Source organism: Butyricimonas faecihominis, assembly GCF_033096445.1.
GTDB classification, from domain to species: Bacteria; Bacteroidota; Bacteroidia; order Bacteroidales; family Marinifilaceae; genus Butyricimonas; species Butyricimonas faecihominis.
In genome coordinates this window covers 3,120,405-3,145,519 of record NZ_AP028155.1, presented here as the reverse complement: position 1 = coordinate 3,145,519, position 25,115 = coordinate 3,120,405, and the positions used below count along the sequence as shown (strand labels likewise).

Here is a 25,115-nt window from a genome sequence, read left to right as displayed (position 1 = left end):
ATTATAACCGCATGAAGAAGATATTAATACTTTTTTTATTTATACCCCTGTTTTCATGTAATGATTGGTTGACTGTAGAACCTGAAGATTCAGTGACGTTTGTCAATTATTTCAAGAATGAGGAGGAACTTAAAGCGTTACACAATAGTATGGCTTCCTACATGAAGAATATTTGTATAGGGAAACAACCTTATTTTTATAATGCTTTGGACGCTGATAATATAGAATGGACTTACCAGGGATTTTGGACGTTGGATCCGGAAACTTATTTACCGGAAGAGAGTATGGTTTTAGATGTTAATTGGGCTGGTTTCTATGATGCAATATATATAGCTAACGTGATGATTGAAAATGAATACCGTTTTGAAAATATATCTGAAGAAAGGGCAGAATTTTGGTTGGGACAAGCTCATTTCTGTAAGGCGGTAGCTTATTTCCGTCTTGCTCAAATCTGGGGAGATGTTCCGATTTCAAAAGGTTCCGAGTCAATTGCTCCGGAAGGGAAACAACCGGCCTTGAAAGTATTGGAGGAGGCGATTAAAGAAGCTAAATTGGCATTGACTCTTCCGGTTCATGAGCAATTGAAAGATGTTGACGGGAAACAAATTACTTCCAAGCAATATGCTAGTCTCGGTACCGTAAATACGTTGTTGGCAAATATTTATGCTTGGTTGGGAGGTTTAACACGGGAAGAGAAGTATTGGAAAGAGGCTGAGTTTTACGCTTCAGAAGTGATAGAAGGTAAAGCCGGCTTCTATGATTTGGAAAGTATAGATGGGTTGATTGCGAATGTTTTCGGAAAAGCGAGATATAGCGTGGAGACTATTTTTTGTATTGATAATGATCCGATTGATAATGACCGACAACATGAGACGAATTTCAGGCCTGAATTTCCAGGACAGATGTTAATGTCTTATCCCTATACGACAACAGATGAGTCCGCGATAACCTCGCTTGCAGAAGATCTATGGGATGACTATACTAAAATTTACGTGGAAACGGTTGAGAATATTTATCCGGATGAGAAGGATGCCCGTCGGAGAGAATTTTGGTTCCAATTGGGGGAATTGACTTATCCGGTAACGGAATGGGATGATGAAGCGGGAGATTTTGTTGTGGTGAGAAGAGAGAAGAGTCCTTGTGCTCATATCGCCAAATGGAGAGACGTTATTATTCAAGAGAACACGCAAATCGTGCAGGATCGGCCTGTTATTGCTACCGACGGTGATTGGGTGGTATGGCGATTGGCAGATTTGATTTTATTGAGAGCGGAATGTCGGGCAAATCTTGGATTGACGACGGCTGTGGATGATTTGGATCGGGTTCGTGCTCGTGCGGAATTGTCTGGTTATGATGGACTAACAGATAAAGAAAGTTTAAGGCAAGAGGTTTTCAACGAGCGGAGACGTGAGCTTTTCGGTGAAGGTCAATTTTATTTTGATATTGTACGTAATAGATATCATAAAAAATATTTAAGGGGTAATTTCCAGACTCTTACTGAGCAAGATATAATAAACGGGGCTTTTTATGCACCGGTTGGAATCGGGGCTTTTGAAAAAAATACATTGATGACTCAAAATACTTATTGGCAATGGCAAAAATAGTATGTATATTAAAAGGGGTGATCCTATTTATGATGTTGGCCTTAGGATCATGTACGAAATGGAATTATCATGATGGGGGATTGTCTTACGGGATTCATGATTGTTCTATGTGGGAATATCTTCATACTCAGCCGTATGATTGGGATTCTACAATTATTATGATTGAACATGCGGGTTTAAAAGAGTTATTCGAGGGGCAGGGAGAGCATGAGCAAATTACATTTTTTGGCGTGACAAACTTGAGTATCTTGAATTATATGTTACAGAATGAATATAAAAAAGTGACAGATATTCCAGTTGAAGATTGTAAGAATATTTTATCCAAATTAATCGTCCCGAAACGATTGATGGTCAAAGATGTTCCCAGGGGCCAGATTATTGCCAGTACAGGAGAGAAAGTGGACGGGATGGATGCTCAAGCGTTAAGAGGGGCGATATTTATATGGACTCATCAAGAGCCTTACATGGAGATAGAAGATGCGGGAGAAGTTTCTTTGTATATCAGAACATCTTCCGGATCAGCCAGTTTCCGGGTTTTGTCAACGGATATTCAAACGAATAACGGGGTGGTGCAAGCCATGGGATATGCTTGTGATTTGAATAAAATTTAAAAAAGAAAAATGATGAAAATCTGGTTATATAGCACGATATTATGGTTGACGTCCTTGTTTATAGGGTGCGATAATGTTGCAGTCGGTTATTTGTACACGAATGAGGCTTCTTATTCGATGGATACTTTACAGGTTACGCGTTTCTCTGCTTTAGAGAATAATATTCGTGAGTTGAAACGTATTTTTGATCAATACACGCCTGAAATTCAGGATCTTTTAGCTAAAACGGATCAACTGGAAACGGAATTTGTTTCTTTGCAGGAACGGAAAGATGAGTTGTATGAAGCTTATAAACAGGCAAAAACTGCCTTTAATAATGCATCGGAGGCAGATAAAGAGTATTATCAAGAATTAATGGATAAAGCTGCCGATGAGTATACATTGTATAAAGATGAAGTGGTGGAACCTGCAGAAAGTAGAATCCGTTCTCAGAAAAATACAATCTGTTCCATGTGTGAGGAAGTAGGGGTGCTTGATCCGTACACGCTTCGGGAGGAAATTGCTCAATTGCAAGAACAGATCGATAAAAGTATTCCGTGGACGACGGCACAGATAGAGCAGGTATTGGGAACAGAACCTCTCCAATACACTCTTTATAGTGTGAAGAGTGTTAACGGTCAGGAGGCTGCCGATGACTTTGCGCAATATGTGACGGTTATTGGGGGAGGGCGGATGTATGTTGATGCGAAAGTGGATTCTCCGGCTGGATGTTATACGGTTTCTTTAAAGGTTGAAAATGAAGGCCATTCTGCCATACTGACGGATATATTCACGTTTGATTTGAGGGATAATTAATAATTGCAGGGAATGTGTCAAAAATTTGATCGGTTGCTTTCTTTTTTGATTTTCAGGAAGTAATTGATGGGAAAGTTTATGAAGTAGGATAATTTTTGACACACTTCCTTTTTAAATTTAATTACAATGAAATATATTAAATTATGGCTAGTAATCTTGTTTATGGGATTGCTAGAGACGGTATCTGCCCAAATTACTTTTTTTGAAGGGACATTTGAGGATGCCGTGGCAAAGGCGAAGAAGGAAAAGAAGTATCTTTTTATAGATTTCTATGCGGATTGGTGTGAACCTTGTAAGCAAATGGCAAAAAAGATTTTCACATTACCTGAGGTGGGAGAATATTTTAACAAAAATTTTGTTTGTTGCCAGTTGAATGCTGAGGCTCCGGAGAATAAAACATTAGTACAAAAATATAAAGTAAATGCTTTGCCGACCCTGTTATTTCTTAACGTGAAAGGGGAAATACTTTTGTCAATTAACGGTGCAAAAGAGTCTGCTACTTTATTGCATGAGGCTAAAGTCGTTATGGGGGAAGTCTTAAGTTTTGAAAAGTTATATGAAAAAGTTAAGAAAGAGAAGAAGAATTTGGATTTGCGGCAAGAGTTATTGTTACAAGCTCCCGCTTTTATCGGTACACAGGAAGGGTATAACCGGGAAAAATGGGTTATCCGTATAGGCTCTTTATTTGATAGTTACGTGGCCGATAAAACCTTGGATAAAATGGTGAATCCAGAGGATTTTGCCTTATTGGTAATGTTCCATCAGCAAAAAGATAAGAATGACCCGATTTTCGATGCTCTGGTCAGAAATTATCAAGGATACGTAGAACAAGTGGGTAAAACGGACGTGAACAGGTATATAATCAGTTTGTATAATGGATATATTATATCCTTGTGTCGTAACGGTAAGGCGGAGTACAAACAAGAATTGGAGCGATTGAATGGTGATTTGAATCAGATTTACGGCGCAATCCCGTTTGGAGAACTTACTGCTTTTGAAGCTGTTAATTTCCTTGCGGACGGGTATTATAATTTGTACCGTAAGAATTTGGATGTGTTTTTTGAAAATATGAATAAATATTTTCAAGGTGCGAGCGCAACATTGACGGTTAATAATTACACCGGACCGGTAGAGGATTTATTTTCCTTGTATCAAGGTAATATTCCCGAGAATGCTTACCTGAAGGTAATCCCGTGGCTGGAAAAGGCTTTATCTTTCCCGCGAATGTCAGTTCAGTTAAGATCCCGAGTGCTTTGTTTGTTAGGGGATTGTTTGAAACAAACTGGGGATAGCGTGAAAGCAAAACAATGTTATAATCAAGCTTTTATCGTGAGTGCGGAGATCGAGGATAAACAGTTGATGGTGCAATTACAGAAAATGATCCAAAGTAGATTGAGTACGTTATGAGAAATTTACTATTGTTGTTATTGTTTTTTTGTTCCAGTTGTTTTGTCGTGGCTCAAGAGAGTTCCGGTGTGTTTCGTTATGGTAAGTTAAAGAACGGGTTGACGTACTATATTCGGCATACAGAGGTTCAATCGGGGTATGCTGATTATTATCTCGTGCAAAATGTCGGTTCTTTGTTGGAAGATGACAATCAGAATGGTTTGGCTCATGTCTTGGAACATATGGCATTTCACTCCACGCAGAGTTTTCCGGATGGAGTGCCTGCCTTTTTACAACGTCATGGAGTGGAGACGTTCAATGCTGTGACTAAATATGATGAAACGATATATCATATTGATCATGTACCAACGGCCTCGCGGGTGTTGGTAGATTCCTGTGTTTTAGTATTACGGGATTGGTCTGGTTTCTTGAAATTGAAATCGGAAGATATGGATCAAGAACGTAAAGTGATTCGGGAGGAACGTCGGGTAAGGATGAATGTGTCTAAACGAGTGAAAAAAATGGCAGAGCCTTATTTGTATAACGGGAGTAAATATGCTATTCATGATATTATCGGTACCGTGGATGTCGTGCAGAATTTTACTCCGGAACAACTGAGGAGTTATTATAATGATTTTTATCGTCCGGACCAACAAGCGGTAATGATTATTGGGGATATTGATGTTGAGCAGGTGGAGACGACCGTGAAACGTTTATTTGATCCTATTCCCAAAAGAAAGAATCCAAAACCTCGTCTTGTTTATAAAATAGAAAATAATGACAGGCCTTTATACGCGAAATTGATCGATAAAGAGATCTCTAATAATTCAATTCAATTGGTGAAACGTATTCCTTGGGTTAGCGTGAATTCTTTGGAAGATATGTTACGTGAGATGTTATTACGAGACTTTTATAATTCGGTGATGAGAGGATTAATAACGGAATATGTGGAGGCGGGGGAGTCTTATCTTTTGAGTGCGGGAGCGTGGATTTCTAATTTGGTGAGAAATTATGATAGTTTCAATATGGTATTAACGTCTTTGCCGGGAAAGGAAAAAGAGGCGTTGCAGCAAATGTTGGACAAAATAGAGTATGTGCATCGTTTTGGATTTACAGATGAAGTCTTGCAACCTTTGATAGAGAAATACCGGCAAGGGGTGAGGGCGAATATGGGGCAGGAAGGGAGTATGCCGAATAGCGTGTTCCTCCAGATTTATCAAGATAATTTTTTATTAGGCAGACCTTTGTGTACGGTTGATGAAAAGTTGGACGTCACGTTGTCTGTCCTTGATACGTTATCGGCTAAAAATTTTCAAGATTGGATTTCTGATTGGTACGGTGGATCGGATAATTGGGTATTTCTTATGCAGGGTAATGATTCCACTTATCTTTTTCCTAATGCCCAAGAAATTGAAAAGATGATTCAGGATTCCCGTTCCGCTGATATGGAACAACTTGCCGCTCGGGAAGAAGTGATAGAAGAGAATGCTGAATTGATAGATTTTGAGATTAAACCGGGAAGGATTGTAAAAGAGAAGACTATAAAAATGTTGGACGCTGAGGAATGGGTGTTGGATAATGGAGCTAGGATATTTTATAAATACACGGATGGAGATAAAGGTATGTTTAATATGTTGGCTGGAAGTCCCGGTGGGCGTTCGGTGATAAAAGCTGAGGATTTGCCCTCTGCAGATGCCTTGTCTGCCTTGTTTTTGCAAGGAGGATTGTATAAATATGATATGAATGCATTGGGTTTCTTGTTGAAAGATCATACGGTTGATATGAATTTGTCTTTAGATGAACGTTCGGAGAGTATTAGTGTTGTTGGGGCATCTGTTGACTTGGAAATTGCTTTCCAGTTATTTTATCTGGCAATGGAACGACCTCGTTTTGATAGTGTACTTTTTAATCGTTTTGTGGCGGTTAACCGAATGAACCAAGCAAATTCGAATGCGACAATCAATGATACGATTAGCGAGATGTTATCCTCGATCAGAAGAGTAGAGTCTCCTCGTCTTTGGAAAAAGGATACCGATTATTATTCTGCGATGAATTTTGATCGGATGATTCAAATTTATAAGGAGCGTTTTCAAGATGCTTCAGATTTTACTTTTTATTTGGTCGGAGATATTGAAAGGGAGAAAGCTCGTGAACTGGTGGCCAAGTACGTGGGGGCAATTCCTTCTGCGTACAGGAAAGAAACACCGGTAGAACATCATTACGATCGGGAAGGAAATATAACTGAAGATATAGAAGTGAATATGCCGGATCGTAAATACTTGGTGAGTATTGAGTTTGTTAATAATTTGAAAACCACTCCAATGGAAGAGGTGTGTATGCGTATACTGAAAATGTATTTTCAGTATCGTTTCCAAGAAGAGATTCGGGGTGAGCGAGGGGCTGCATATAGTGTGCAAGTGTTAGGGGAAGTGTCTTCAAAACCTCGTTATCAACAAGAACTATTTATTCGTTTTGCAACATCTTTGGATGAAGGTCCTCGGATGAGGGAATTAGTTCATGAACAAATTCAGGAATTTTTGAAGCAAGGTATGACAAATGAGGATGTTGAAGATTTCGTCCTTTCTATAGAGAAAGAGAAAAAATCGGTTGACGAAATGGCTTATAATACAATTGCTTTTTGGACAGAAAATCTTCAGTTTTATAATAAAACGGGAAAAAGAATGGATTCTCCGATTTATTTTGATGCTGTTATTGATAAAATTAAGGCAAGAAATGTACTCGGTTTTGCCCGAAGATTTTTTAATACAGCGCAATGTGTTGATTTGGTGATTAAGTCAAAATATTGATAAAGAATGTGTGGAATTATCATCAATCATCGGAAGAGTGCGGAAATGAGTTCACGTGAAAAGGCCGATGGAAAAAGGCTCACGTGAAAAATTAGGTGGATCTCCATTTCTTTCTTGCTTTTCTTTCTTCTTTTCAAGCAAAAATTTTTGCGACTCTAAAGAGGAAAAATTTATATCCAGCACACCCCTAAATTGAACCCTGAAGGCTTTCTGCTTGGCGTTGAATGATTCGGTGGCAGCGTTCGTGTTCCTGTTGTTGAAAGAATTCAATATTCTCTTTGAATGGGCGTACACGGATGGAATTGAACGAGTGAAGATAGTGTCTCCTTTTGGAGACACTATCATAAATCCTTATGACTTATTTGAAAAAGTAACCTCAAAACAAAAAAAGAGACTCATTATGAGTCTCTTGGTGGGCGCTGAGGGATTCGAACCCCCGACCCTCTGGGTGTAAACCAGATGCTCTGAACCAGCTGAGCTAAGCGCCCGTGTTGCTTGATTGCGGATGCAAATGTAGTGCAATTTTTGAACTCTGCAAAGAATTGACTGATTTTTTTGAAAAAAAAGGTAGCAAGGACTGAATTTTAATATCGAATTATTTGTAATAAGGTGGAGAGAGATGGGTGTATGGCTTTAATACAGGAATTTATATGTTGTTTATTTCTATTTTTTTATATACTTGTCATATATTTATTAGAGAATATGGAAAAGGCGTTTTTGAATCACGCAATTATTGAGTTAACTTCTGATTGTAATTTGCGATGTAAACATTGTTATAATTGGTGGAAGCAAGAGGGGATAAATATGGAAAGATTGGGGTCTTTTCGAAAAGCATACCTGTTGTTAGATTATCTGATAAGGAAGACAACGTTGAGTAAAGTAGTGTTTACAGGTGGGGAACCAACTATTAGCGAACGATTTATAGAGTTGGTTTTACATGCAAAAGTGAATGGTGTGAGGGTAATTGTTATCACGAATGGAAATGGGGAAATAAAAGTTTATGAGCAATTAGCCGCATTACAAGTGAATTTGATGGAGTTTTCAATACTATCATTTCGTCCGGAAATTCATGATCGGATTACGGGAGTTCCGGGAGCATGGGAAAAAATGATGTTATCGTTACAATTGATGTTGGGCAGAGGAATAGAAGTAGTTCCGGTAATTGTGATTACAGCTTTGAATTACTTGTATGTTGGAGAATGTATAAAAAGGTTGTGTCAAATGGGAATACGTCGATTTATGGTGAATCGGTATAATATTGGAGGGGAGGGATTGAATCAGCCCATGCAGCTTTCGGTCGGGCGTGAAGCTTTGCATCAAGTTTTTGGTGAAGTAAATGAGCTAGCGTCGCGGTATGGTTTGGATGTTGTTTCTGGTGTTTGTACTCCACATTGTTTGCTTGATCCGGTTGATTATCCTTTTATTCGTTTTGGAAATTGTCCGACAAATGTATATAATCGTCCTTTAACTTTTGATATTGTTGGTAATGTCCGGATGTGTAATCATTCTCCGAATATAGTTGGAAATGTGTACCGTCAACCGTTGCCAGATATTCTGTTTTCTAGTTACGCTTGTTCTTGGGATAGTATCGTTGTCGAAAATTGTCGCGGATGTAAAAAATGGAATATGTGTAGAGGTGGCTGTCGGGCGGCTTCGGAACAAGTTGGGGGAACATTGCAACAGGTTGATCCTATCGTAAAAGAATTGTCATTAAAACCTTTTATTTCATGAACATGTTACGTAAAAAAGTATATAGAGTATTGTATGAGATTTTAAATTGTTTGTCTGTTCGATGGGATTGGAGATGGATCAATGATAGTAAAATCTTTTTTGGAACAGCTTTGGTAATTTTAAGTGTTGGAGAAAGCAAGAAGGGACAAGCTGCAGAAAGAAAAGTTATACCTTCAATTTCGGAGAGAGCTGCTGTCAGTAAGAATGAAATAGAGTATTTCGTGAGTACGGATTCTACGGGAAAGTTACGAGTGGACACGATCAGAGAAAATGAGGAATTTATGTTTTGCTATGTAACATTGGGGGATGAAGTTGAGGATTCATTGACGGTTTATGCGGTTGTGTCGGATATGCCTGTTTTTCCCGGAGATTTGAAACGCTATGTAAAGGAAAATGTAAGATATCCTGAAGAGGCTATAAAACAAGGAATAACCGGCAAGGTTTTTGTGTCAGCTATTATCGAGAAAGATGGACGAATGGATAGTATTGAAGTTGCTTACGGAAAACATCCTCTTCTGAAGGCAGAGGCTTTGAGGTTGGTTAAGAAGATGCCTAGATGGGAACCTGGCAGGCATCAAGGCGAGTTGAAACGGGTTAGTGTTGTAATTCCGGTAAATTTTACTCGGGAAATGTTGGATAGCTTACAAAATAAAAATGGTATTTTTTGCTATGTAACAGAGGAAATGCCAGTTTTTCCTCATAAATCTCTTCAGGAGTATATTGCGGAGAGAATTGAGTATCCGATAGAGGCTAGAGAGCAAAAAATTGAAGGAAAGGTATTTGTTTCTTTTGTGGTTGATACATCAGGTTTAGTTGATAACGTGAAGGTTATGAAGAGTGTTCATCCTTTGCTTGATGCAGAGGCGATCCGGATCATTCAGGCCTTACCTCGTTGGGAACCAGGTAAAATGAGAGGTGAAAAGGCACGTGTGCATTATGTCGTTCCTGTAAATTTTACATTAGAAAAATAAATTTTGAAATGATTTCTTGTTAATGTGGTCGTATGTCAATGATAATCATGTGTTATAAATTTGATAGATTAATTTATAAAAACAATTGATTTGATTTATAATATTACTTATTCTATATTTGTATCAGAAAAATAAGGAGAATAGTAATTAATAAAAATCAAATAATATGAAAACACTAAATTTAATCGGATTAGACAAAGAGAAATCAAAAGAGTTAGTAAACCATTTGAATGATTTGTTGGCAAATTACCAAATATTTTACCAGAATTTGAGAGGATTCCACTGGAACGTGAAAGGAAGTAACTTCTTCGAGTTGCATGCTAAGTTTGAAGAGTACTATAATGATGCTATCGAGAAGGTGGACGAGATTGCTGAACGCGTACTTACGTTGGAGGGTACCCCGTTACATTCGTATTCCGCTTACATGAAACAGGCTGAGATTAAAGAGGTAACGGGGGTTTCCGACGGGAATCGTTGCGTAAAGGAGATTGTGGGGAATTTGGGGATATTGATCCGAAAAGAACGTGAAATATTGGCTTTGGCCGCAGAAATCGGTGATGATGGAACTCAAGATATGATTAATCCTTACATTTCCGAGCAAGAGAAGAATTTATGGATGCTACGTGCATATTTAAGTGAATAAGTTTAAGTTTTAATTTGTACCTAGAAAGCCGTGCTGATGTCAGCACGGCTTTTTAATTCGATCATGGTGCGATAAAGGGATTGTTTGGTAATTTATTATTGTTATATTTGCAATATATTGCGTAAAAATTAAATCTGATTGCCATGTGGGGATATGTTATAGCTGGAGTAGTGATTTTGGGAAATCTCATCTTCTTTTTTTCTCGTAGGAGAAAAATCTTTATTCCACGAGAGAATATGGAAAATATTATGGCAGAAAAGGTTATTGCCTCTGTCCCCGACATGATTTTCATGGTAGATAACCAGTTTAATATACAAAAAATTTATAATGCAGATCCTGTGAAACTTTCTTTACCGGTGGAGGCATTGATTGGTCGGAATTTGAAGGATTGTGTTGATCCCCCGTTTGTAGACATCGTGATATCCAATTTGCGGGAAGCGTTGATTTCGGATAAAGTGTACGAGGTGGAGTATACCGTGTCGGTTCATGGTAAGATAACCTATTACGAGGGGCGGTTCAAGCGTGTACAGGAAAATTTGGTGGCTTGTTTTGAACGGGATATTACGGGACGGAAAAAGAACGAAGTTGCGATAAAACAGAATCAGCGATTATTGAATGCGGTGCTGGACAATATGCCAATGCCTCTGATCATAAAGGATATAGATGATGATTTGAAGTATGTTTTCTGGAATAAGCAGTGTGAGTTACAGGGTGGATATTCTCGGGAAGAAATTATCGGTAAGACTGATATAGAGGTGTATGGAAAGGAACGAGGCGAGCATTACCGGGATGTCGATTTTAAAATTATTGAAGAAGGAAGTTCTTATCAAGTGCAAGAAGTATACGAGACTCCTGACGGCGAGAGACACGTTTCTATCGTGAATAAAAATGTGGTGTCCAACGATATACACCATTGGTTACTGGCCACTCGCTGGGATATAACAGATCTTATTCGTATACAAGAACAACTTCAAGAGGTGAATCAGCAATTGCGGATGGCTTTCTCGGTTACGAACACGGTTCCGATGATCTGGGATTTGGAAGATGATCTTATCCGGTTTAAATATCCCGAGTTTAAAGTTGAAAATAAAGGTTTTTGTAAAGAACGGGATGGTCTGTCCTCGCTGGAGGCTGTTGATTACATGCATCCGGACGATCGGGAGGTCATGTCCCGGCTTTTCGCAGATATAAAGAATGGACGGATAGATAATTTGCACCGGGAGATTCGTTATGATGTTCTGGGGGTGTATGCAGATTATTATGATTTGTATTTGACGATCGAGAAAAAAGATATTACAGGGAAACCCCTGCGGGTTGTCGGGACGTTACGTAATATAACCGAGAGTAAGTTATACGAGAAAACCTTGATGGAGGCGAAACAGAATGTGGAAAAGATTCAGGAGATCAACCAGCTTATTCTTGATCACTCGAATAATGGATTAGTGTATCTTCACCCGAATTACATGATCGAGTGGGAAAACTTGGCCCAGTATTCCGAGCATCCGCTGGCCGGTAGGTATAAGGCCGGGTTGTGTTGCTACAAAAGCGTGATGCATCGGGATTCTCCTTGTCCGGGGTGCGTGATGCAGAAAGCGTTGGAGACGGGAAAACGGGAAATGAAGGAAGTTACTTTTGATGACGGGTTTACGGTGGAGATCACGGCCACGCCTGTTTATGATATAAAGAACGAGAGGCAGATTCGGGGAGTTGTATTGAAATACGAGGATGTTTCCGAACGCACCCGGGTTGCCAATGAATGGAAACGGGCGAAGGAAGCGGCTGAGATGTCCGATCGGTTGAAGTCGATGTTCCTGTCCAATATGAGTCACGAGATTCGTACCCCCCTGAATGCTATCGTGGGGTTCAGTGAATTACTGGTTAACACGGATGATCCGAAGGATAAAGAGGAGTACATGGCTATTATTAATCGAAATAATGAGTTACTGTTGCAGTTGATTAGTGACATTCTGGATTTATCAAAGATCGAGGCGGGAACGTTGGAGTTTATTTATGATATGGTTGATATAAACGAGATGTTGCGGGGATTGGAAATGAGTTATCGCCAGAAGAATATAGAACATCCTAATATTGATATTTCTTTTACTTCCCATATGGATAAATGTGTTATTTACACGGAAAAGAACCGGGTGATGCAGGTGATTTCGAATTTCCTGAATAATGCGCTTAAATTTACCGACGAGGGACATATCCATTTTGGTTACGAGGAGCGGGAGAATGGGTTGCGTTTCTTTGTTTCCGACACGGGGAAAGGAATTCCTGCGGAAAAGCAAGATGAAATCTTCAAACGTTTTGTCAAATTGGATAGTTTTACAAACGGAACTGGGTTGGGATTAGCCATTTGTCAGACGATTGTCCATAAGTTGGGGGGAGAGATCGGGGTGATTTCCGAGGAAAATCAAGGAAGTACTTTTTGGTTTACCTTGCCTGTTAAACCGGGACAATAGTTCATGCTGACATTCCAAGAGTGTCCTACTTGCTTTCTTGCCCGTGGGTAATTTTTCTTTTATCATCCGAGTAAATAAAAATTGTTAGAGACAAAAGTAGCATTAAAAAAAGGTTTTGTTTTAGATTTTATTATTTTTGAGAAATCAATTCAATGGATGCGATAGGTGGTTTTTAGGTGGTGAATATTTTGTATTGTTGGGTTAATACGATGGAAGATAGTCAGAAATATTATGAAATAGAAATATTGACTAGAGAGTTAAAAGAAGGAAAAGAAGCTGCCTTTGATTACCTTTTCAGAACTCGCTACAAAAACCTGTGTCGTTTTGCAGCCACGTTTGTCGTGCAGTTTGACGTGGCGGAAGACATTGTGCAGGAAGTTTTTGAAAAGATCTGGAAAAAAAGTACTCGGATTGACGAGAGGGCGTCTATTGATAGTTATTTGTTTGTTGCCGTGCGTAATGCTTGTTTTACGTTTTTGAAGAATAAACGGGAACGTGTTGATCTGGAGGATGTGAAACAAAATTTAAAGGTTTCGGAAGAAGTCGTAGAATTTGAAACGCCGGAATTGAACCGTTTGTGGGGAGAGATTGAGAATTTGCCTTTACAATGTAAAGTTGTTTTTAAACTGGTGATTCTGGAAGATATGAAATACAAGGACGTGGCTGACTCGTTGGGAATTTCGGTCAACACGGTAAAAACACAAATGAAAATCGCTTACAAGACCTTGCGGGAAAAATTGAAACAGGAACAATTCTCGTTATTACTATTTCTTTTTGGGATAAAAGAAGATTAAAATCTTTTTTTCAAAAAATCTGTTTTTTCTTCACCCTGTTTTTCATTTTTGAAGTACTCTATGTAAAAATATGAAGATGAAAATAGATGATCGAATATATGAGTTGATTTCCGGAAAGTTGGATGATCACCTGTCACCAATGGAGGAAGCCGAGCTTTCAAGTTGGTTGGCAGAAGATGTGGGACATGAGGAAGTGTATGCCGAGATAAAGAAAATACGTGATCAGGTAAAACTTTTACATCGGGATTTTGCTCCTGATACGGAGAATGTATTAAAACGAGTGAAACGGGGAAGAGGAAGGCAAATAGGTTTCCGTTATTGGTGGAAATATGCGGCTCTCTTTATTTTGCCGTTAGGCGTGGCTTTGGTTTTGTGGCAGGGTATGAAGAATGAGCCGGTGGGGGTACATCGTCAATTTAGTGCAGTTTCTCGTCCGGGGGGAGAACGAGCAATATTGAAGTTGTATGATGGAAAAACGGTTATGCTGGATAGTACAATGAAGAGTTCATTGATCGCTCACGAGGCAAATGTCCGGATAGAGATGGATTCTAATCATCTGTTACGTTATTCTTCACACGATTCTATCGGGATGGCTAATGTCAATAAAAATAATGAATTAATTATTCCTAAGGGTGGAGAGTACCAAGTCATGTTAGCCGACGGGACAAAGGTTTGGTTGAATTCGGCATCACGATTGATATATCCTCAATCTTTCATGGGAAAAGAGAGACGGGTTGTATTGTCCGGGGAGGCTTTTTTTGACGTGGCACATGATGCAGAAAGGCCTTTTATCGTGGAAACATCCCGGATGAACGTGAAGGTGTTGGGTACTCGTTTTAACGTGAATGATTACGATGATAATGAGGAGGTTTCTACCACGCTGGTAAATGGTAGCGTGGAAATTGTTTCAGGTGGTCAGCAAGCGTTTCGACTGGTTCCGGGGGAACAGGCTTATGGGAAAGAAAACGAGTTAGAGAAACGGGAAGTCAATGTTCGTCTTTACACGTCTTGGATCGACGGGAAGTTCTTGTTTAATAACACGGAACTGGAAGAGATTGCCAAGCAGATTTCCCGCTGGTATGACGTGGAAATATTTTTTAGTAATGAAAGCGTGAAAAAGGTGCGGTTCACGGGGGCGATCGTGAAGTTTAAGCCTTTGGATGATTTGGTTCGGATGATCGAGAGTACAAGTCAAGTCCGGTTTAGCGTGAAAGGGAAAACAATTGTAATTTCAGAGTAAATTAAAAATACCGGAAAAGTATAGCGACTTCTCCGGCATTTATAAAAGTTAGCAGTCTTGCCCGACATTTGGCGATAGAGGACAAGACTCATTGTAAACCTTTAAAAAACAAATGTATGAAAAAAAATTGTGATTTGGGGCTTTATCCCCCCAGATGGCTAAAAAATTTTCTTAAGGTTATGCGAATAACAGGGATTTTATGTTTGGTGTGCGTGATGCATTTGTCGGCCGCGGTACATTCGCAGACGGCTCGTATCAACTTGAAAATGAAGGATGCCACGATCGAGCAGGTGTTGAATAAGATTTCAGAATCCACACAGTTGGACTTCTTTTACAGCAACTCTAAGATCGACGTGTCAAAACGGGTGAACGTGGATTTTCTGGATGCCACGATTGAACAGGCGTTACAATTGATCTTCAAAGGGTATGACGTGAAGTTCGAGATTAACGATAACTTCGTGGTAATCCACTACGTGAGGGCGTTGGCTGTAACAGATTCGTTGAAAAAGATTACCGTGAGGGGAACCGTGAAAGATGTGGACGGGATGACGTTACCCGGAGTGACGATTCAAGTGAAAGGAACAACTATCGGTTTCACGACAAATGAAGAGGGCAAATTTGATTTTGATTTGCCGAAGCGAGATACTCTCGTGTTGATTTTTTCATTCGTGGGGTACCAGAAACAGGAGGTTCGATTGAAAAAAGATAATAAACCTTTGAATATCGTGATGAAAAACGATATGGCGGAGATTGATGAGGTGGTCGTGACCGGTATTTTCAACAAGCCGAAGGAGAGTTTCACGGGAGCGGTAACGCATATCACGAAAGAGGATATTATGGCATATGGTAACCGGAATCTGTTACAAACGCTAAACAATATTGACCCGGCTTTCGTAATTCGTGAGAATAACACGTATGGTTCCAACCCGAACGTGTTGCCGGAGATTCAGATTCGTGGTATTTCCGGGTTACCGGATATAACAAACTTACAGACGTATGCCCGGGCAGAGTTGAACCAGCCATTATTCGTGTTGGATGGCTTCGAGGTGACGTTGGAACGGGTGATGGACTTGAATCCATCGGATGTGGAGTCTGTAACGATTTTGAAAGATGCAAGTTCCACGGCTCTTTATGGTTCGCGGGGGGCCAATGGTGTTGTTGTGATTACTTCTTCAAAACCTCGTCAAGGAAAATTACGAGTCTCTTTCTCCGGTGGGATAAATTTGGAGATTCCCGATTTGTCTAGTTATGATTTGTTGGATGCCAAGGAAAAATTAGACTTGGAGGAACGTGCAGGATTGTACAATAGTCCAGCACGTATGGTCCTGTATCGGCAAAATGTGAAATCCATAGCAGAGGGGGTGGATACTTACTGGATTGGTGAACCGGTACGTACAGGTGTAGGGCAGAACTATATGCTGGATTTAGGTGGTGGTGACGAACAATTTCGTTACTCGATGAATTTATCTTACAATTGCGTGGCTGGTGCCATGAAAGGCTCTTTTCGGAATAATTTTAATGGAACATTGGGAATCAGTTATTTACTTAAACAGATTCGTTTCATGAATACGTTCTCTTTAGGATTGAATAATTCGGAAGATAGCCCATACGGGTCTTTTGGTGAGTATGTAACCATGAATCCGTATTGGTATCCTTATGATGAGAATGGGCGTATTGTGAAATCTTTTAATACGTTTGGTTCAACCACGGGGGTGGATGTGATTGCAAATCCTTTGTGGGAGGCTTCTATCAATAAATTTGATAAAAGTAAATACACGAATATCCGAAATACATTCAGGATCGAGTGGGATGTCGTGAAAGGGTTAAAGTTATCCACGAATGTCGGTTATACCACTCAAACAGATAGAAGTGATCGTTTCTCTCCCAAATCCAGTAATGATTTTAATAACACATCAGATCCGGATGCTATGGGTAGTTACACGTGGGAATATCGTGAAATGCGTTCTTGGCAATGGAGTTTTAATGCTAGTTACGGGAACACTTTCGGTCGGCACAGCGTGTTTGCAGGGGTAGATGGGAGCTTGTATGAAACGAAAAATCTAGGGTATATACTATGGTTACGAGGGTTTGCTAATGATAATTTGACAGATATTTCTAACGCTGCCGGTTTTGCTAATGAACGTCCCAGTTCTACGGATACACATTCCAGACAAGCGGGATTCACCGTGACCGGGAATTACAATTACGATAGTCGTTATTTCTTTGATTTTTCTTATCGGTTGGATGGATCTTCATCCTTTGGTTCTCAGAATCGTTTTGCTCCATTCTGGTCTATCGGTTTTGGGTATACGGTTAGTCAGGAAAATTTTGTACTGGAAAATCTTCCTTGGATGAATTTACTTCGTCTACGTTACTCTTACGGGGTGAACAGTGCTTTGCCGAGTAATCCATATCAAGCTTTGACAACCTACGAATATGACCGTGATCAACGTTATAACGGGGATATGGGAGCTTATCTGATGGGACTTGGTAATGATAAATTGCGCTGGCAGGATACCTATCAGCATAATATAGGGGTCGATCTGACATTGTTTAATGAGATATTATCGGTTCAAGGTAACTATTACCGTAAAGAAACGAAAAATTATATTTCTTCATTGGGATTATCCTATTCTCATGGATTCCCAAAATATATGGAGAATATCGGGACTCTTCGGAACGTGGGAGGAGAGTTGAATGTATCTGTAAATTTGTTGCGGAACCAGAATATTATGTGGTCGGTGAGGGGTGCGATGTCTTGGAACAAGAATACGATCGTGACCCTTTCGGATGAAATGAAACGGCAGAACGAGGAAACCGTGAATAATCAGACCGGGGCGTTTGTTTATTTGCAATATAAAGAGGGAGAATCCATGGACGCTATTTACACGTTCATTTCTCCGGGTGTGGATGCTGCCACGGGAGAGGTGCTTTATATGGATCGAAACGGACGGGTTTCTTCTGATATTGATATGTATGCAAAGGTTAAGGTCGGGAATGAGGTTCCGAAGGTAAACGGACGTTTCAGCACGATGTTCCGTTATAAATCTTTCTCTTTGAATACTGGTTTCGAGTTACGGTTGGGAGGACAGAAATTGAATCAGACTTTATTGAACAAGGTGGAAAATGCTTATCCGAAGGTGAATGTTGACAAACGTGTGTTGAGTGAGCGTTGGGAGAAACCGGGTGACGTGACTCGATATAAAGGGTTGAATAATGATAAGAATACGGTTGCTAATAACCGTTTCGTGGCAGATGAATCAACCTTTATCTGGAGAAATATTAATATCCAGTATGATTTCCCGCGTCGGATTTGTAAATATATGCGAATGGAGAGATTGAGTTTGTCTGCTAGCATGATGGATTTGTTGTATATGTCCACGATAGAGCAAGAAAGAGGAACTGATTATCCATTTTCCGTGAAACCGTCGTTTTCAATATCATGTACTTTCTAATTAATTTGAACGTGTTATGAAAAATATGAAGAATTTATTATTGATGTCTTGCTTGATATTCTGCTTGGCGGGTTGTCAGGATTGGTTGACGATTCAGCCGGAAACACAAGTGACAAAAGAAGATATGTTCAAGACACAGGGGGGATTTTATGATGCCTTGATCGGTTGTTATACTTTGATGCGGGATAATTATTCTCCGGATGCGAGTATGGTTGTCGGGGGAGTGGAGTATATGGCCAATCTTTGGATAACGGCTACGGATGGGGGAACGGCTTATGATTTTGCGTCTCATGATTATCGGGCAGACTTGGTTGAGATGAATTTGTCCCAGCTATTTTTGAAACAATACGAGATTATTGCAAACGTGAATACTTTGTTGGAGTATATTGATATTCAGAATAACGTATTGACGGAAGATGAAGAAGACCTGTATAAAGGGGAAGCTTTAGGTTTACGGGCTTTTATCCATTTTGATTTGATTCGTTTGTGGGGACCAATGCCAACTGGGATTGATGGAAATCGGGACTATCTACCTTATGTGACTACGGTTCAATTGGAGAATTATCCGTATTCTAATTATCAGGAATACATGACCCAACTTTGTACAGATTTGGATTCGGCTGAATTGTTATTGCAACGAGTGGACTTGATCGTGGCAAATGATAAGTCAGTATCATATCGGCAAAATCGGATGAATTATTATGCTGTGCTTGGTTTACAGGCTCGGGTACATTTGTGGCTGGGAGAGCATGATGAGGCTTTACGTTACGCCCGATTAGTAAAAGAAGCTACGGTTGCAGGTGAGAAAAAACAGTTTGCTTTGGGGGTTGAAAATGATTTTTTGCGTTATGACAGAGTGTTGTATAGTTGTGAGCAATTGTTTGGAATAAGTCTTGAAGAATTTAATGATAACATGATTGCAGACGGTTCTTATGCTGCTTTTGAACAAAAAAGTACTAATCTGAGTGAATTGTATGCGGCGGAAGATATTCGTTTCCGGTATTTATGGTATACTGATGATGGTGGGGGCCTTCGTTCTTCAAATAAATATGGTAATATGGCGTCATTTGACACCGAGAACCCGGCACCGACTAAAAGTGTTCCTTTGATTCGTTTGTCTGAGATGTATTTGATTATTGCAGAATGTGCCGGTTTGACAGAAGCGAATATGGTATATACTGAATTTTTAGCTTCTCGGGGATTGACGACAACCGAATTGACGGAAAATAATAGACAGGAAATTATTCTACAGGAGTATTTAAAGGAGTTTTATGCGGAGGGACAGATGTTTTTCGTGTACAAACGTTTGGGAACTGTAAATATGCGTTGGTCTTCCAGAATGTGTGGAGAGGACGTTTACGTGTTACCGCTACCGTTACGGGAATTAAGTACGACTGAAAATTATTAAAAGAGAAGAATTATGATACGTAAATTAATATTGTCTTTATGCGTGGGCTTTTGTTGTTTGGCTTGCGAGGAGGCGTTGCCCGATTATAATACAACTTGGAGTGGGGTTCAGTTTGTTTTAGGTCAAACCCTAAATCCCGAAAGATTCAGTTATTCTTTTATTGGGAAAGAAGATACGAGGATGATGGATACACTTTGGTTTACCGTACGACCGCAAGGACTGCTACCGGAAAGAAGTAGCCGGATTAGATTGGAGCAATATGAAGGAAAGGAATGGAAATATATTTATGGGGAGGATGGTGCGATTGCGGATTCTGTATTACGAGTTTTTCCCCATCAGGCAGAAGCGGGAGTACACTATGTAGCTTTTGATGATGAACGAATGGCGGAGCATTTGACTTTGGAGCCCGGAGAGTTGGAGGCTCAAATTCCGGTAATTGTTATGCGGGATAGATCTTTACAAGATACGACATATACTCTCTTTTTCCATATTGTGGATTCGGAAGATTTGAAAGCAGGGGATGAAAAGTATTGTAATATCCAGTTGGGAATAGCCGATTGTCTGACTCGGCCAGCTGCTTGGAATAATTGGTTTTTTGCGGGAACTTGGAGTCAAACTCGTCATGAGTTCATGATTAAGGTGACTGGAGAGGACTGGGATGATGAATTTATAAATACACTTGATCTAGACCAAAAGAACTATTATTTGTATGTGTTCAACCGAGAACTAAAGAAAGAAAATGCGGCACGAGCTGAAGATGGATTACCTCCTCTGAGAGATGATCCTAATGATCCGAACACGGATATTATTTTCCCAACAGTTGCAAATTTTTAAAATGATAAAAGTGAAAGGTATGAAACATATATATTATCTCGTGATAATTTTGATTGTAGGGGTGATGTTTGTCGCCTGTTACGATAAAGATAATACCATTCATCGCATTCCGGATTTAGTAATTGAGAATGTGACTGGTGGTTCCGTGAAAACGGGAGAATTAATTGAGATTACTCCCAAATGCATAATGGGTGGAGAGGAGGTTGAATGTACTTATAATTGGTATCGTTATCGTGATACCGTGCTGGAGTTGATTTCAGAGGATACTCACTTGGAATGGAGAGTAGATACCGTAGGTTCCGTGACATTGGAGTTGGAGGCAACTCATGTTGAAACCGGAATACAAGCTATTCTCACTTTTCAATATGCGATAGTTCCCCGTATCAATAACGGTTGGTTGATTTTGAAAGAGACTATGGATGGAAATACAGACATGGACGTTTCCTTACTTCAAACAAACGGGATTGAATTTGCAGAAGATCAATTATCATTGGCATTGGGTGGGCCCATGAAGGGGAAGCCTGTTTCGCTACTTTCTACACAAAATTACCAGTGGTATAATCCAGAAACAGGAGGACGAGAAGAAAGACAAAACTGTTTAATTCCTGTGAGCGAGAAGGATATTTTGATGTATCGGGTATCTGATGAGAAAGTCTTGGTACAGACCGAAGACTTGTTCTACGAGACTCCAGATTTTACATCAGGTAATATTGAGGCGTTTATGAAATTAGATTATTCTGCCAGTTTGATTTTTGATGGTAAAGTTTATTTGTTATCTTCGGCTGCTTTTATGCCTGCTCTTTTAGGAGATTATCATCTTGCACCTTATATAGTTTGTTGGGGGTATAGTAATCCTATGTTGGTATATGATGAATTAAGTTCTTCTTTTGGACTTATTAAAGCATCAAATATAATGAATACGACAATGGAGATCAAATATTTTGATAATGCTTTTCAGGCGGATGATGATTTACGAATTTCTCCTAGTCAAATGAATGCGGATCTGGTTTATCTTGGACAAACGGATAGGAGTATTCTTACTGATAAGCCTGGATCCGGTACTGCATATGCTTTAATGAAAAAGAAAGGAGATGCCGATAATTTATTGTTATATGGATTAACAGCAGCGGAATGGCCTAATGCGACCTATGGCCCGATCCGTTTTACAAGAACAATTCCCATATCGCGTTGTGAAGCTTTTGCAACAGCTGATTTTTATACAATGCACCAGACTAATAATTTGATTTATTTTATAAAGGATAATCGGCTTTCTTATTACGATATTGATAAAGATGAATTTGTAATGGATATTCATACCTTTGATGGAGAGGTGACTTATTGTAAATATATAGGTAATAATTATGATTACAATGACTCTTCTTGGAATCCTCCACTGTATGATAATCAGTTCGAACGACTTATGGTGGCTACAACTTCGGGAACAAGTTACACGATACATTCTTTTGGCTGGTCAATAAATGAGGGATTGACGCTTTTGCCAGATCAGGAGATAAATGGTGAAGGAAAAGTACGATTTATGTTTTGGTATACCTCTAGTTGGAGGCTTTTTAATAGTATTTATAGATATAGTTAATCATAATGGAGGCGGTTCCCTTTGGTGCGTGCGGGAACCGTTTTATTAAAATTTCTACAGGGATGAATAAAATATTGTATGTTTTTGTAGCATTTTTTATGCTACAAATGGGGGCTTTTGCCCAAACGAATTTCGAGGAATTGACGTTGGCTAAGGCCTTGGAGAAAGCAAAGGCTGAAAATAAATTGGTGTTTGTAGACACGTATACATCGTGGTGTATGCCGTGCAAGTACATGGCGAATACGATATTTCCGAAACCGGAGATGGGAGCGTATTTGAATCCCCGTTTTGTTTGCGTGAAGTATAACACAGAAGAAGGGGAAGGTGCTGAAATTATGAAACGGTATGAGATTTCAGCTTTTCCGACATTTTTGATTTTGAATACAAAGGGGGAGGTACAGCATAGGATTGTAGGAGGGAGTGAGACTGTGGAGGATTTTATCAAACGGGTTGCCGAGGGATTAGATGAGGATAAGGCGATCGGGATTCTTGCGGTGAAATATGAAAAAGGTGATCGGGACGTGAAATTATTAGTGAAATATGCCCGTGCCTTGTTGGCCGTGGATGATCCTTTAACCGTACAAGTTGCGAACGAGTTAATATCTAAATTAAATGATTCGCAACGGGTAGATTCGGCCTACTGGTTTATCTACGAACATCCTGTTCTGACACAAGTCGGATCTCCTAATATGGAGTATTTGCTGGCGAATGCGGAACGTTTTCAGAAAAGTATTGGGGCTGAGCGAGTGAACGAGAAAATTGCGACAGCTTTTGATCTTCAATTGACCAACATGATTACCGGTCGTGACCGCCAGAGTGGCATGGAGGCAATAGATAAGGTCGAGAAAGAGATGGAGAAATACGAGTTTCCGAGTAAATCTCGTTTAAAATTGTTTGTTGAGATTGCCCGTACCCAAAAAAGTGGGGACGTGGAAAAGCTTTTGCAGGTTTGTGAGAAGAATATACCCCAGATTGAACACGAGCATTTATTGGCGATGTTCTTCCCGTTGTCTTTGACGATTAAGCGTAATGGGAATGAAGACCAACAACAAAGAATATTGAAATTGGCTAAGAAACTTCTGGCTGAGACCACAAATGATAAGTTTAAATTCTCGTTAGGGCAGTTCATTCCTTACGCTTTAGAGAAGTAATTTATTATGGAATTATTTAATTAAAAATAATTATGAAGAAGTATTTTATAGTATTGTATGTGTGTTTATTTTCGGCTTGTGTGAATAATAGTAATTTGAGTGATAGGTCGATAGTTTTGTCTCCAGAACAATGTGATAGTATTTTGGTTAAATATTTAGTTGTTGAGGATGATTTGTATAATTTGTCAATTTCAACGGCAGAGGCGGTGGAATTAGGAATTTCTATTGATGCATATGAAAAATTTTGTAAATTAATATGTGATGTTAACGGTACATTAGCAGATGCTAAAAAACGAGGAGTTCCAATTTATCGGATGGATGCTAGAGATTCCGTGTTATCTCGAGTTCCGAGTCAATACCCTGGATACGAGATGCCTTTATGTCAGATGCAACTTCCTGATGGACATAGTACAACTTGTGCTTTTCGAGGTTCTGGTTCGATTGTTGTCGTTGGAGGAGCAGATTCTCCAGTGTGGAGTATAGGTTTTAAAGATTTATTAAATAATAATCGTCAATTTATTCTTACTGGAAGTTATTTCGGGGCAGTTCAAGAGAGAGAGGTCGGATATAATACTATAGATTGTAATATTAAATGGGAATGGGAGGTTACCAAGCTAGCTGGAGATAATTGTAATGCATTCGCTTCTTTTTGGGGAATAAATTGCCTTGGTATAGAAGGTGTCTTACCAGCCGGGATTATATTGGAAGCATATAAGTTTGATCCGACAGGTTATTCTATTCGACTAAAAAATGATTCTTATTATAGTACTTTTCGTTGGGAGATTTATCGTGGGGGAGCGAAGGTTAGTGGTCCAGGAGAGTTAACCATTGGGCAGGAACTTCTTATGTCGAATTGTTCGTATAAACAAAGATATACATTAAGAATTTTGAATTACAATGGGTTGGAGATTGCAAGTGTCATTTTTTATATGTATATATACGGATTTTAGTCTTAACGTTTAATGAAATTATTATGAGTAAGATTATTGCTGTGTGCTTGTTGATAGGTGGAATATTGGGTGGATGTTCTACCGTAAATAGACAACAATTGTCTCCTAAAAAACTTTTTGTAGTGCATATTGGAGAACAATTAACAATAGAACAACAGGGAGAGCGATTAAGATATGGGCGATTGTTAAAACCGGAGGTAAAGGGGGATTCTTTGCAGGTCCCAATTGTACTGGACGTCCCTAAAGAATACATGGATTATGTTACTGGATTTGTTCGATTGGTAAATAGATATCTTCAAAAACTGGAAGAAAATGAAAAAATGATTGTGTTGAATGAATTACGAGCGAGGACTGTTGATAATGCCGTGCTGGGTTCTTGGATTGATAAAAAAAATGGTCGTTATGTGTTGAAAATGAATCGGGAAAATGCTTTGAAAATAGGAATTACAGGAGAAAAATATGATCAAGTGGCGGACAAAGTAAAACAAGTGAATAATCTGATCGGTGAAGAAAAAAGAATTGGAATAGTTGCGAATGAAGTATTGTATCCATCGGTGAGTGTATTTTTTAATCATGGTATTTTTGTTATGATGAAAAAGTCAAATTTGGATAAAACTTTTATGGAAGATCTTGAATCATTGAATTTTTAAGAATACGAGCGTATTGTGTACGTGAA

Annotated in this window: 19 protein-coding genes and 1 tRNA gene; 18 read left to right on the top strand and 2 right to left on the bottom strand. The window is 39.3% G+C overall.

Annotation, left to right across the window (positions count from 1 at the left end; genetic code table 11):
• Window positions 1-11 precede the first annotated feature (11 nt).
• The 5 genes from R8806_RS12975 to R8806_RS12955 all read left to right on the top strand — a co-directional run bounded on the left by R8806_RS12975 (window position 12) and on the right by R8806_RS12955 (window position 7,203).
• A complete protein-coding gene (locus R8806_RS12975) occupies window positions 12-1,604 on the top strand; it encodes a RagB/SusD family nutrient uptake outer membrane protein (protein ID WP_124318039.1) in 1,593 nt (530 codons plus the stop codon).
• Window positions 1,592-2,215, top strand: a complete 624-nt coding sequence (locus R8806_RS12970) for a hypothetical protein (protein WP_124318038.1) — start codon at window positions 1,592-1,594, stop codon at window positions 2,213-2,215. The genes R8806_RS12975 and R8806_RS12970 overlap by 13 nt, the downstream gene beginning before the upstream one ends.
• 9 nt (window positions 2,216-2,224) lie before the next feature.
• Window positions 2,225-3,010, top strand: a complete 786-nt coding sequence (locus R8806_RS12965) for a hypothetical protein (protein WP_124318037.1) — start codon at window positions 2,225-2,227, stop codon at window positions 3,008-3,010.
• Window positions 3,011-3,136: 126 nt separating this feature from the next.
• Window positions 3,137-4,417, top strand: a complete 1,281-nt coding sequence (locus tag R8806_RS12960) for a thioredoxin family protein (RefSeq protein ID WP_151412052.1) — start codon at window positions 3,137-3,139, stop codon at window positions 4,415-4,417.
• Entirely contained in the window at window positions 4,414-7,203 is a 2,790-nt protein-coding gene (locus R8806_RS12955; protein WP_124317860.1) for a M16 family metallopeptidase, read from the top strand. Before R8806_RS12960 ends, R8806_RS12955 begins: the two co-directional genes overlap by 4 nt.
• A 51-nt stretch (window positions 7,204-7,254) precedes the next feature.
• Here the strand turns inward: R8806_RS12955 and R8806_RS12950 are convergent, their stop codons facing one another.
• The gene (locus tag R8806_RS12950; protein ID WP_229783003.1) at window positions 7,255-7,548 is read right to left on the bottom strand and encodes a transposase; all 294 of its coding nucleotides are present in this window, start codon (window positions 7,546-7,548) and stop codon (window positions 7,255-7,257) included.
• Window positions 7,549-7,613: 65 nt separating this feature from the next.
• Window positions 7,614-7,691: transfer RNA gene (locus R8806_RS12945), tRNA-Val, on the bottom strand.
• Window positions 7,692-7,830: 139 nt separating this feature from the next.
• Between R8806_RS12945 and R8806_RS12940 the strand changes: the two genes are divergently transcribed.
• The 13 genes from R8806_RS12940 (at window position 7,831) to R8806_RS12880 (ending at window position 25,089) form a co-directional block, all read left to right on the top strand.
• Window positions 7,831-8,934, top strand: coding sequence for a radical SAM/SPASM domain-containing protein (locus tag R8806_RS12940; protein ID WP_151412053.1), 1,104 nt, complete (start codon window positions 7,831-7,833; stop codon window positions 8,932-8,934).
• The gene (locus tag R8806_RS12935; RefSeq protein ID WP_151412054.1) at window positions 8,931-9,905 is read left to right on the top strand and encodes an energy transducer TonB; all 975 of its coding nucleotides are present in this window, start codon (window positions 8,931-8,933) and stop codon (window positions 9,903-9,905) included. Before R8806_RS12940 ends, R8806_RS12935 begins: the two co-directional genes overlap by 4 nt.
• Before the next feature lie 166 nt (window positions 9,906-10,071).
• Entirely contained in the window at window positions 10,072-10,548 is a 477-nt protein-coding gene (locus R8806_RS12930) for a Dps family protein (RefSeq protein ID WP_087419436.1), read from the top strand.
• Between the two features lie 248 nt (window positions 10,549-10,796).
• Window positions 10,797-13,013: a PAS domain-containing sensor histidine kinase gene (locus R8806_RS12925; protein WP_164719990.1), complete on the top strand. Its 2,217-nt coding sequence runs from the start codon at window positions 10,797-10,799 to the stop codon at window positions 13,011-13,013.
• A 209-nt stretch (window positions 13,014-13,222) separates the two neighbouring features.
• A complete protein-coding gene (locus R8806_RS12920) occupies window positions 13,223-13,807 on the top strand; it encodes an RNA polymerase sigma-70 factor (RefSeq protein WP_151412055.1) in 585 nt (194 codons plus the stop codon).
• A gap of 76 nt (window positions 13,808-13,883) precedes the next feature.
• The gene (locus R8806_RS12915; RefSeq protein WP_167513925.1) at window positions 13,884-15,047 is read left to right on the top strand and encodes a FecR domain-containing protein; all 1,164 of its coding nucleotides are present in this window, start codon (window positions 13,884-13,886) and stop codon (window positions 15,045-15,047) included.
• 179 nt (window positions 15,048-15,226) lie between these two features.
• Window positions 15,227-18,502: a SusC/RagA family TonB-linked outer membrane protein gene (locus tag R8806_RS12910; RefSeq protein ID WP_164719828.1), complete on the top strand. Its 3,276-nt coding sequence runs from the start codon at window positions 15,227-15,229 to the stop codon at window positions 18,500-18,502.
• A 16-nt stretch (window positions 18,503-18,518) separates the two neighbouring features.
• Window positions 18,519-19,910: a RagB/SusD family nutrient uptake outer membrane protein gene (locus R8806_RS12905; RefSeq protein ID WP_151412057.1), complete on the top strand. Its 1,392-nt coding sequence runs from the start codon at window positions 18,519-18,521 to the stop codon at window positions 19,908-19,910.
• A gap of 12 nt (window positions 19,911-19,922) precedes the next feature.
• Window positions 19,923-20,744: a DUF4843 domain-containing protein gene (locus R8806_RS12900; RefSeq protein ID WP_151412058.1), complete on the top strand. Its 822-nt coding sequence runs from the start codon at window positions 19,923-19,925 to the stop codon at window positions 20,742-20,744.
• A gap of 19 nt (window positions 20,745-20,763) precedes the next feature.
• Complete coding sequence (locus tag R8806_RS12895) at window positions 20,764-22,338, top strand: PKD-like family lipoprotein (RefSeq protein ID WP_164719964.1); 1,575 nt, start codon at window positions 20,764-20,766, stop codon at window positions 22,336-22,338.
• A 62-nt stretch (window positions 22,339-22,400) separates the two neighbouring features.
• Window positions 22,401-23,489 (top strand): thioredoxin family protein, encoded by a 1,089-nt coding sequence (locus tag R8806_RS12890; RefSeq protein WP_164719962.1) that lies wholly within the window; start codon window positions 22,401-22,403, stop codon window positions 23,487-23,489.
• Window positions 23,490-23,521: 32 nt separating this feature from the next.
• Window positions 23,522-24,439 carry a hypothetical protein gene (locus tag R8806_RS12885; protein WP_151412059.1) on the top strand — a complete coding sequence of 306 codons (918 nt, stop codon included), beginning with the start codon at window positions 23,522-23,524 and terminating at the stop codon, window positions 24,437-24,439.
• A gap of 23 nt (window positions 24,440-24,462) precedes the next feature.
• Complete coding sequence (locus R8806_RS12880; RefSeq protein WP_151412060.1) at window positions 24,463-25,089, top strand: hypothetical protein; 627 nt, start codon at window positions 24,463-24,465, stop codon at window positions 25,087-25,089.
• Window positions 25,090-25,115 lie beyond the last annotated feature (26 nt).

Coding starts and splice junctions, on each gene's coding strand:
- R8806_RS12975 (WP_124318039.1), top strand. CDS start 12: ATGAAGAAGATATTAATACTTTTTTTATTTATACCCCTGTTTTCATGT.
- R8806_RS12970 (WP_124318038.1), top strand. CDS start 1,592: ATGGCAAAAATAGTATGTATATTAAAAGGGGTGATCCTATTTATGATG.
- R8806_RS12965 (WP_124318037.1), top strand. CDS start 2,225: ATGATGAAAATCTGGTTATATAGCACGATATTATGGTTGACGTCCTTG.
- R8806_RS12960 (WP_151412052.1), top strand. CDS start 3,137: ATGAAATATATTAAATTATGGCTAGTAATCTTGTTTATGGGATTGCTA.
- R8806_RS12955 (WP_124317860.1), top strand. CDS start 4,414: ATGAGAAATTTACTATTGTTGTTATTGTTTTTTTGTTCCAGTTGTTTT.
- R8806_RS12950 (WP_229783003.1), bottom strand. CDS start 7,548: ATGATAGTGTCTCCAAAAGGAGACACTATCTTCACTCGTTCAATTCCA.
- R8806_RS12940 (WP_151412053.1), top strand. CDS start 7,831: ATGGCTTTAATACAGGAATTTATATGTTGTTTATTTCTATTTTTTTAT.
- R8806_RS12935 (WP_151412054.1), top strand. CDS start 8,931: ATGAACATGTTACGTAAAAAAGTATATAGAGTATTGTATGAGATTTTA.
- R8806_RS12930 (WP_087419436.1), top strand. CDS start 10,072: ATGAAAACACTAAATTTAATCGGATTAGACAAAGAGAAATCAAAAGAG.
- R8806_RS12925 (WP_164719990.1), top strand. CDS start 10,797: ATGGCAGAAAAGGTTATTGCCTCTGTCCCCGACATGATTTTCATGGTA.
- R8806_RS12920 (WP_151412055.1), top strand. CDS start 13,223: ATGGAAGATAGTCAGAAATATTATGAAATAGAAATATTGACTAGAGAG.
- R8806_RS12915 (WP_167513925.1), top strand. CDS start 13,884: ATGAAAATAGATGATCGAATATATGAGTTGATTTCCGGAAAGTTGGAT.
- R8806_RS12910 (WP_164719828.1), top strand. CDS start 15,227: ATGCGAATAACAGGGATTTTATGTTTGGTGTGCGTGATGCATTTGTCG.
- R8806_RS12905 (WP_151412057.1), top strand. CDS start 18,519: ATGAAAAATATGAAGAATTTATTATTGATGTCTTGCTTGATATTCTGC.
- R8806_RS12900 (WP_151412058.1), top strand. CDS start 19,923: ATGATACGTAAATTAATATTGTCTTTATGCGTGGGCTTTTGTTGTTTG.
- R8806_RS12895 (WP_164719964.1), top strand. CDS start 20,764: ATGAAACATATATATTATCTCGTGATAATTTTGATTGTAGGGGTGATG.
- R8806_RS12890 (WP_164719962.1), top strand. CDS start 22,401: ATGAATAAAATATTGTATGTTTTTGTAGCATTTTTTATGCTACAAATG.
- R8806_RS12885 (WP_151412059.1), top strand. CDS start 23,522: ATGAAGAAGTATTTTATAGTATTGTATGTGTGTTTATTTTCGGCTTGT.
- R8806_RS12880 (WP_151412060.1), top strand. CDS start 24,463: ATGAGTAAGATTATTGCTGTGTGCTTGTTGATAGGTGGAATATTGGGT.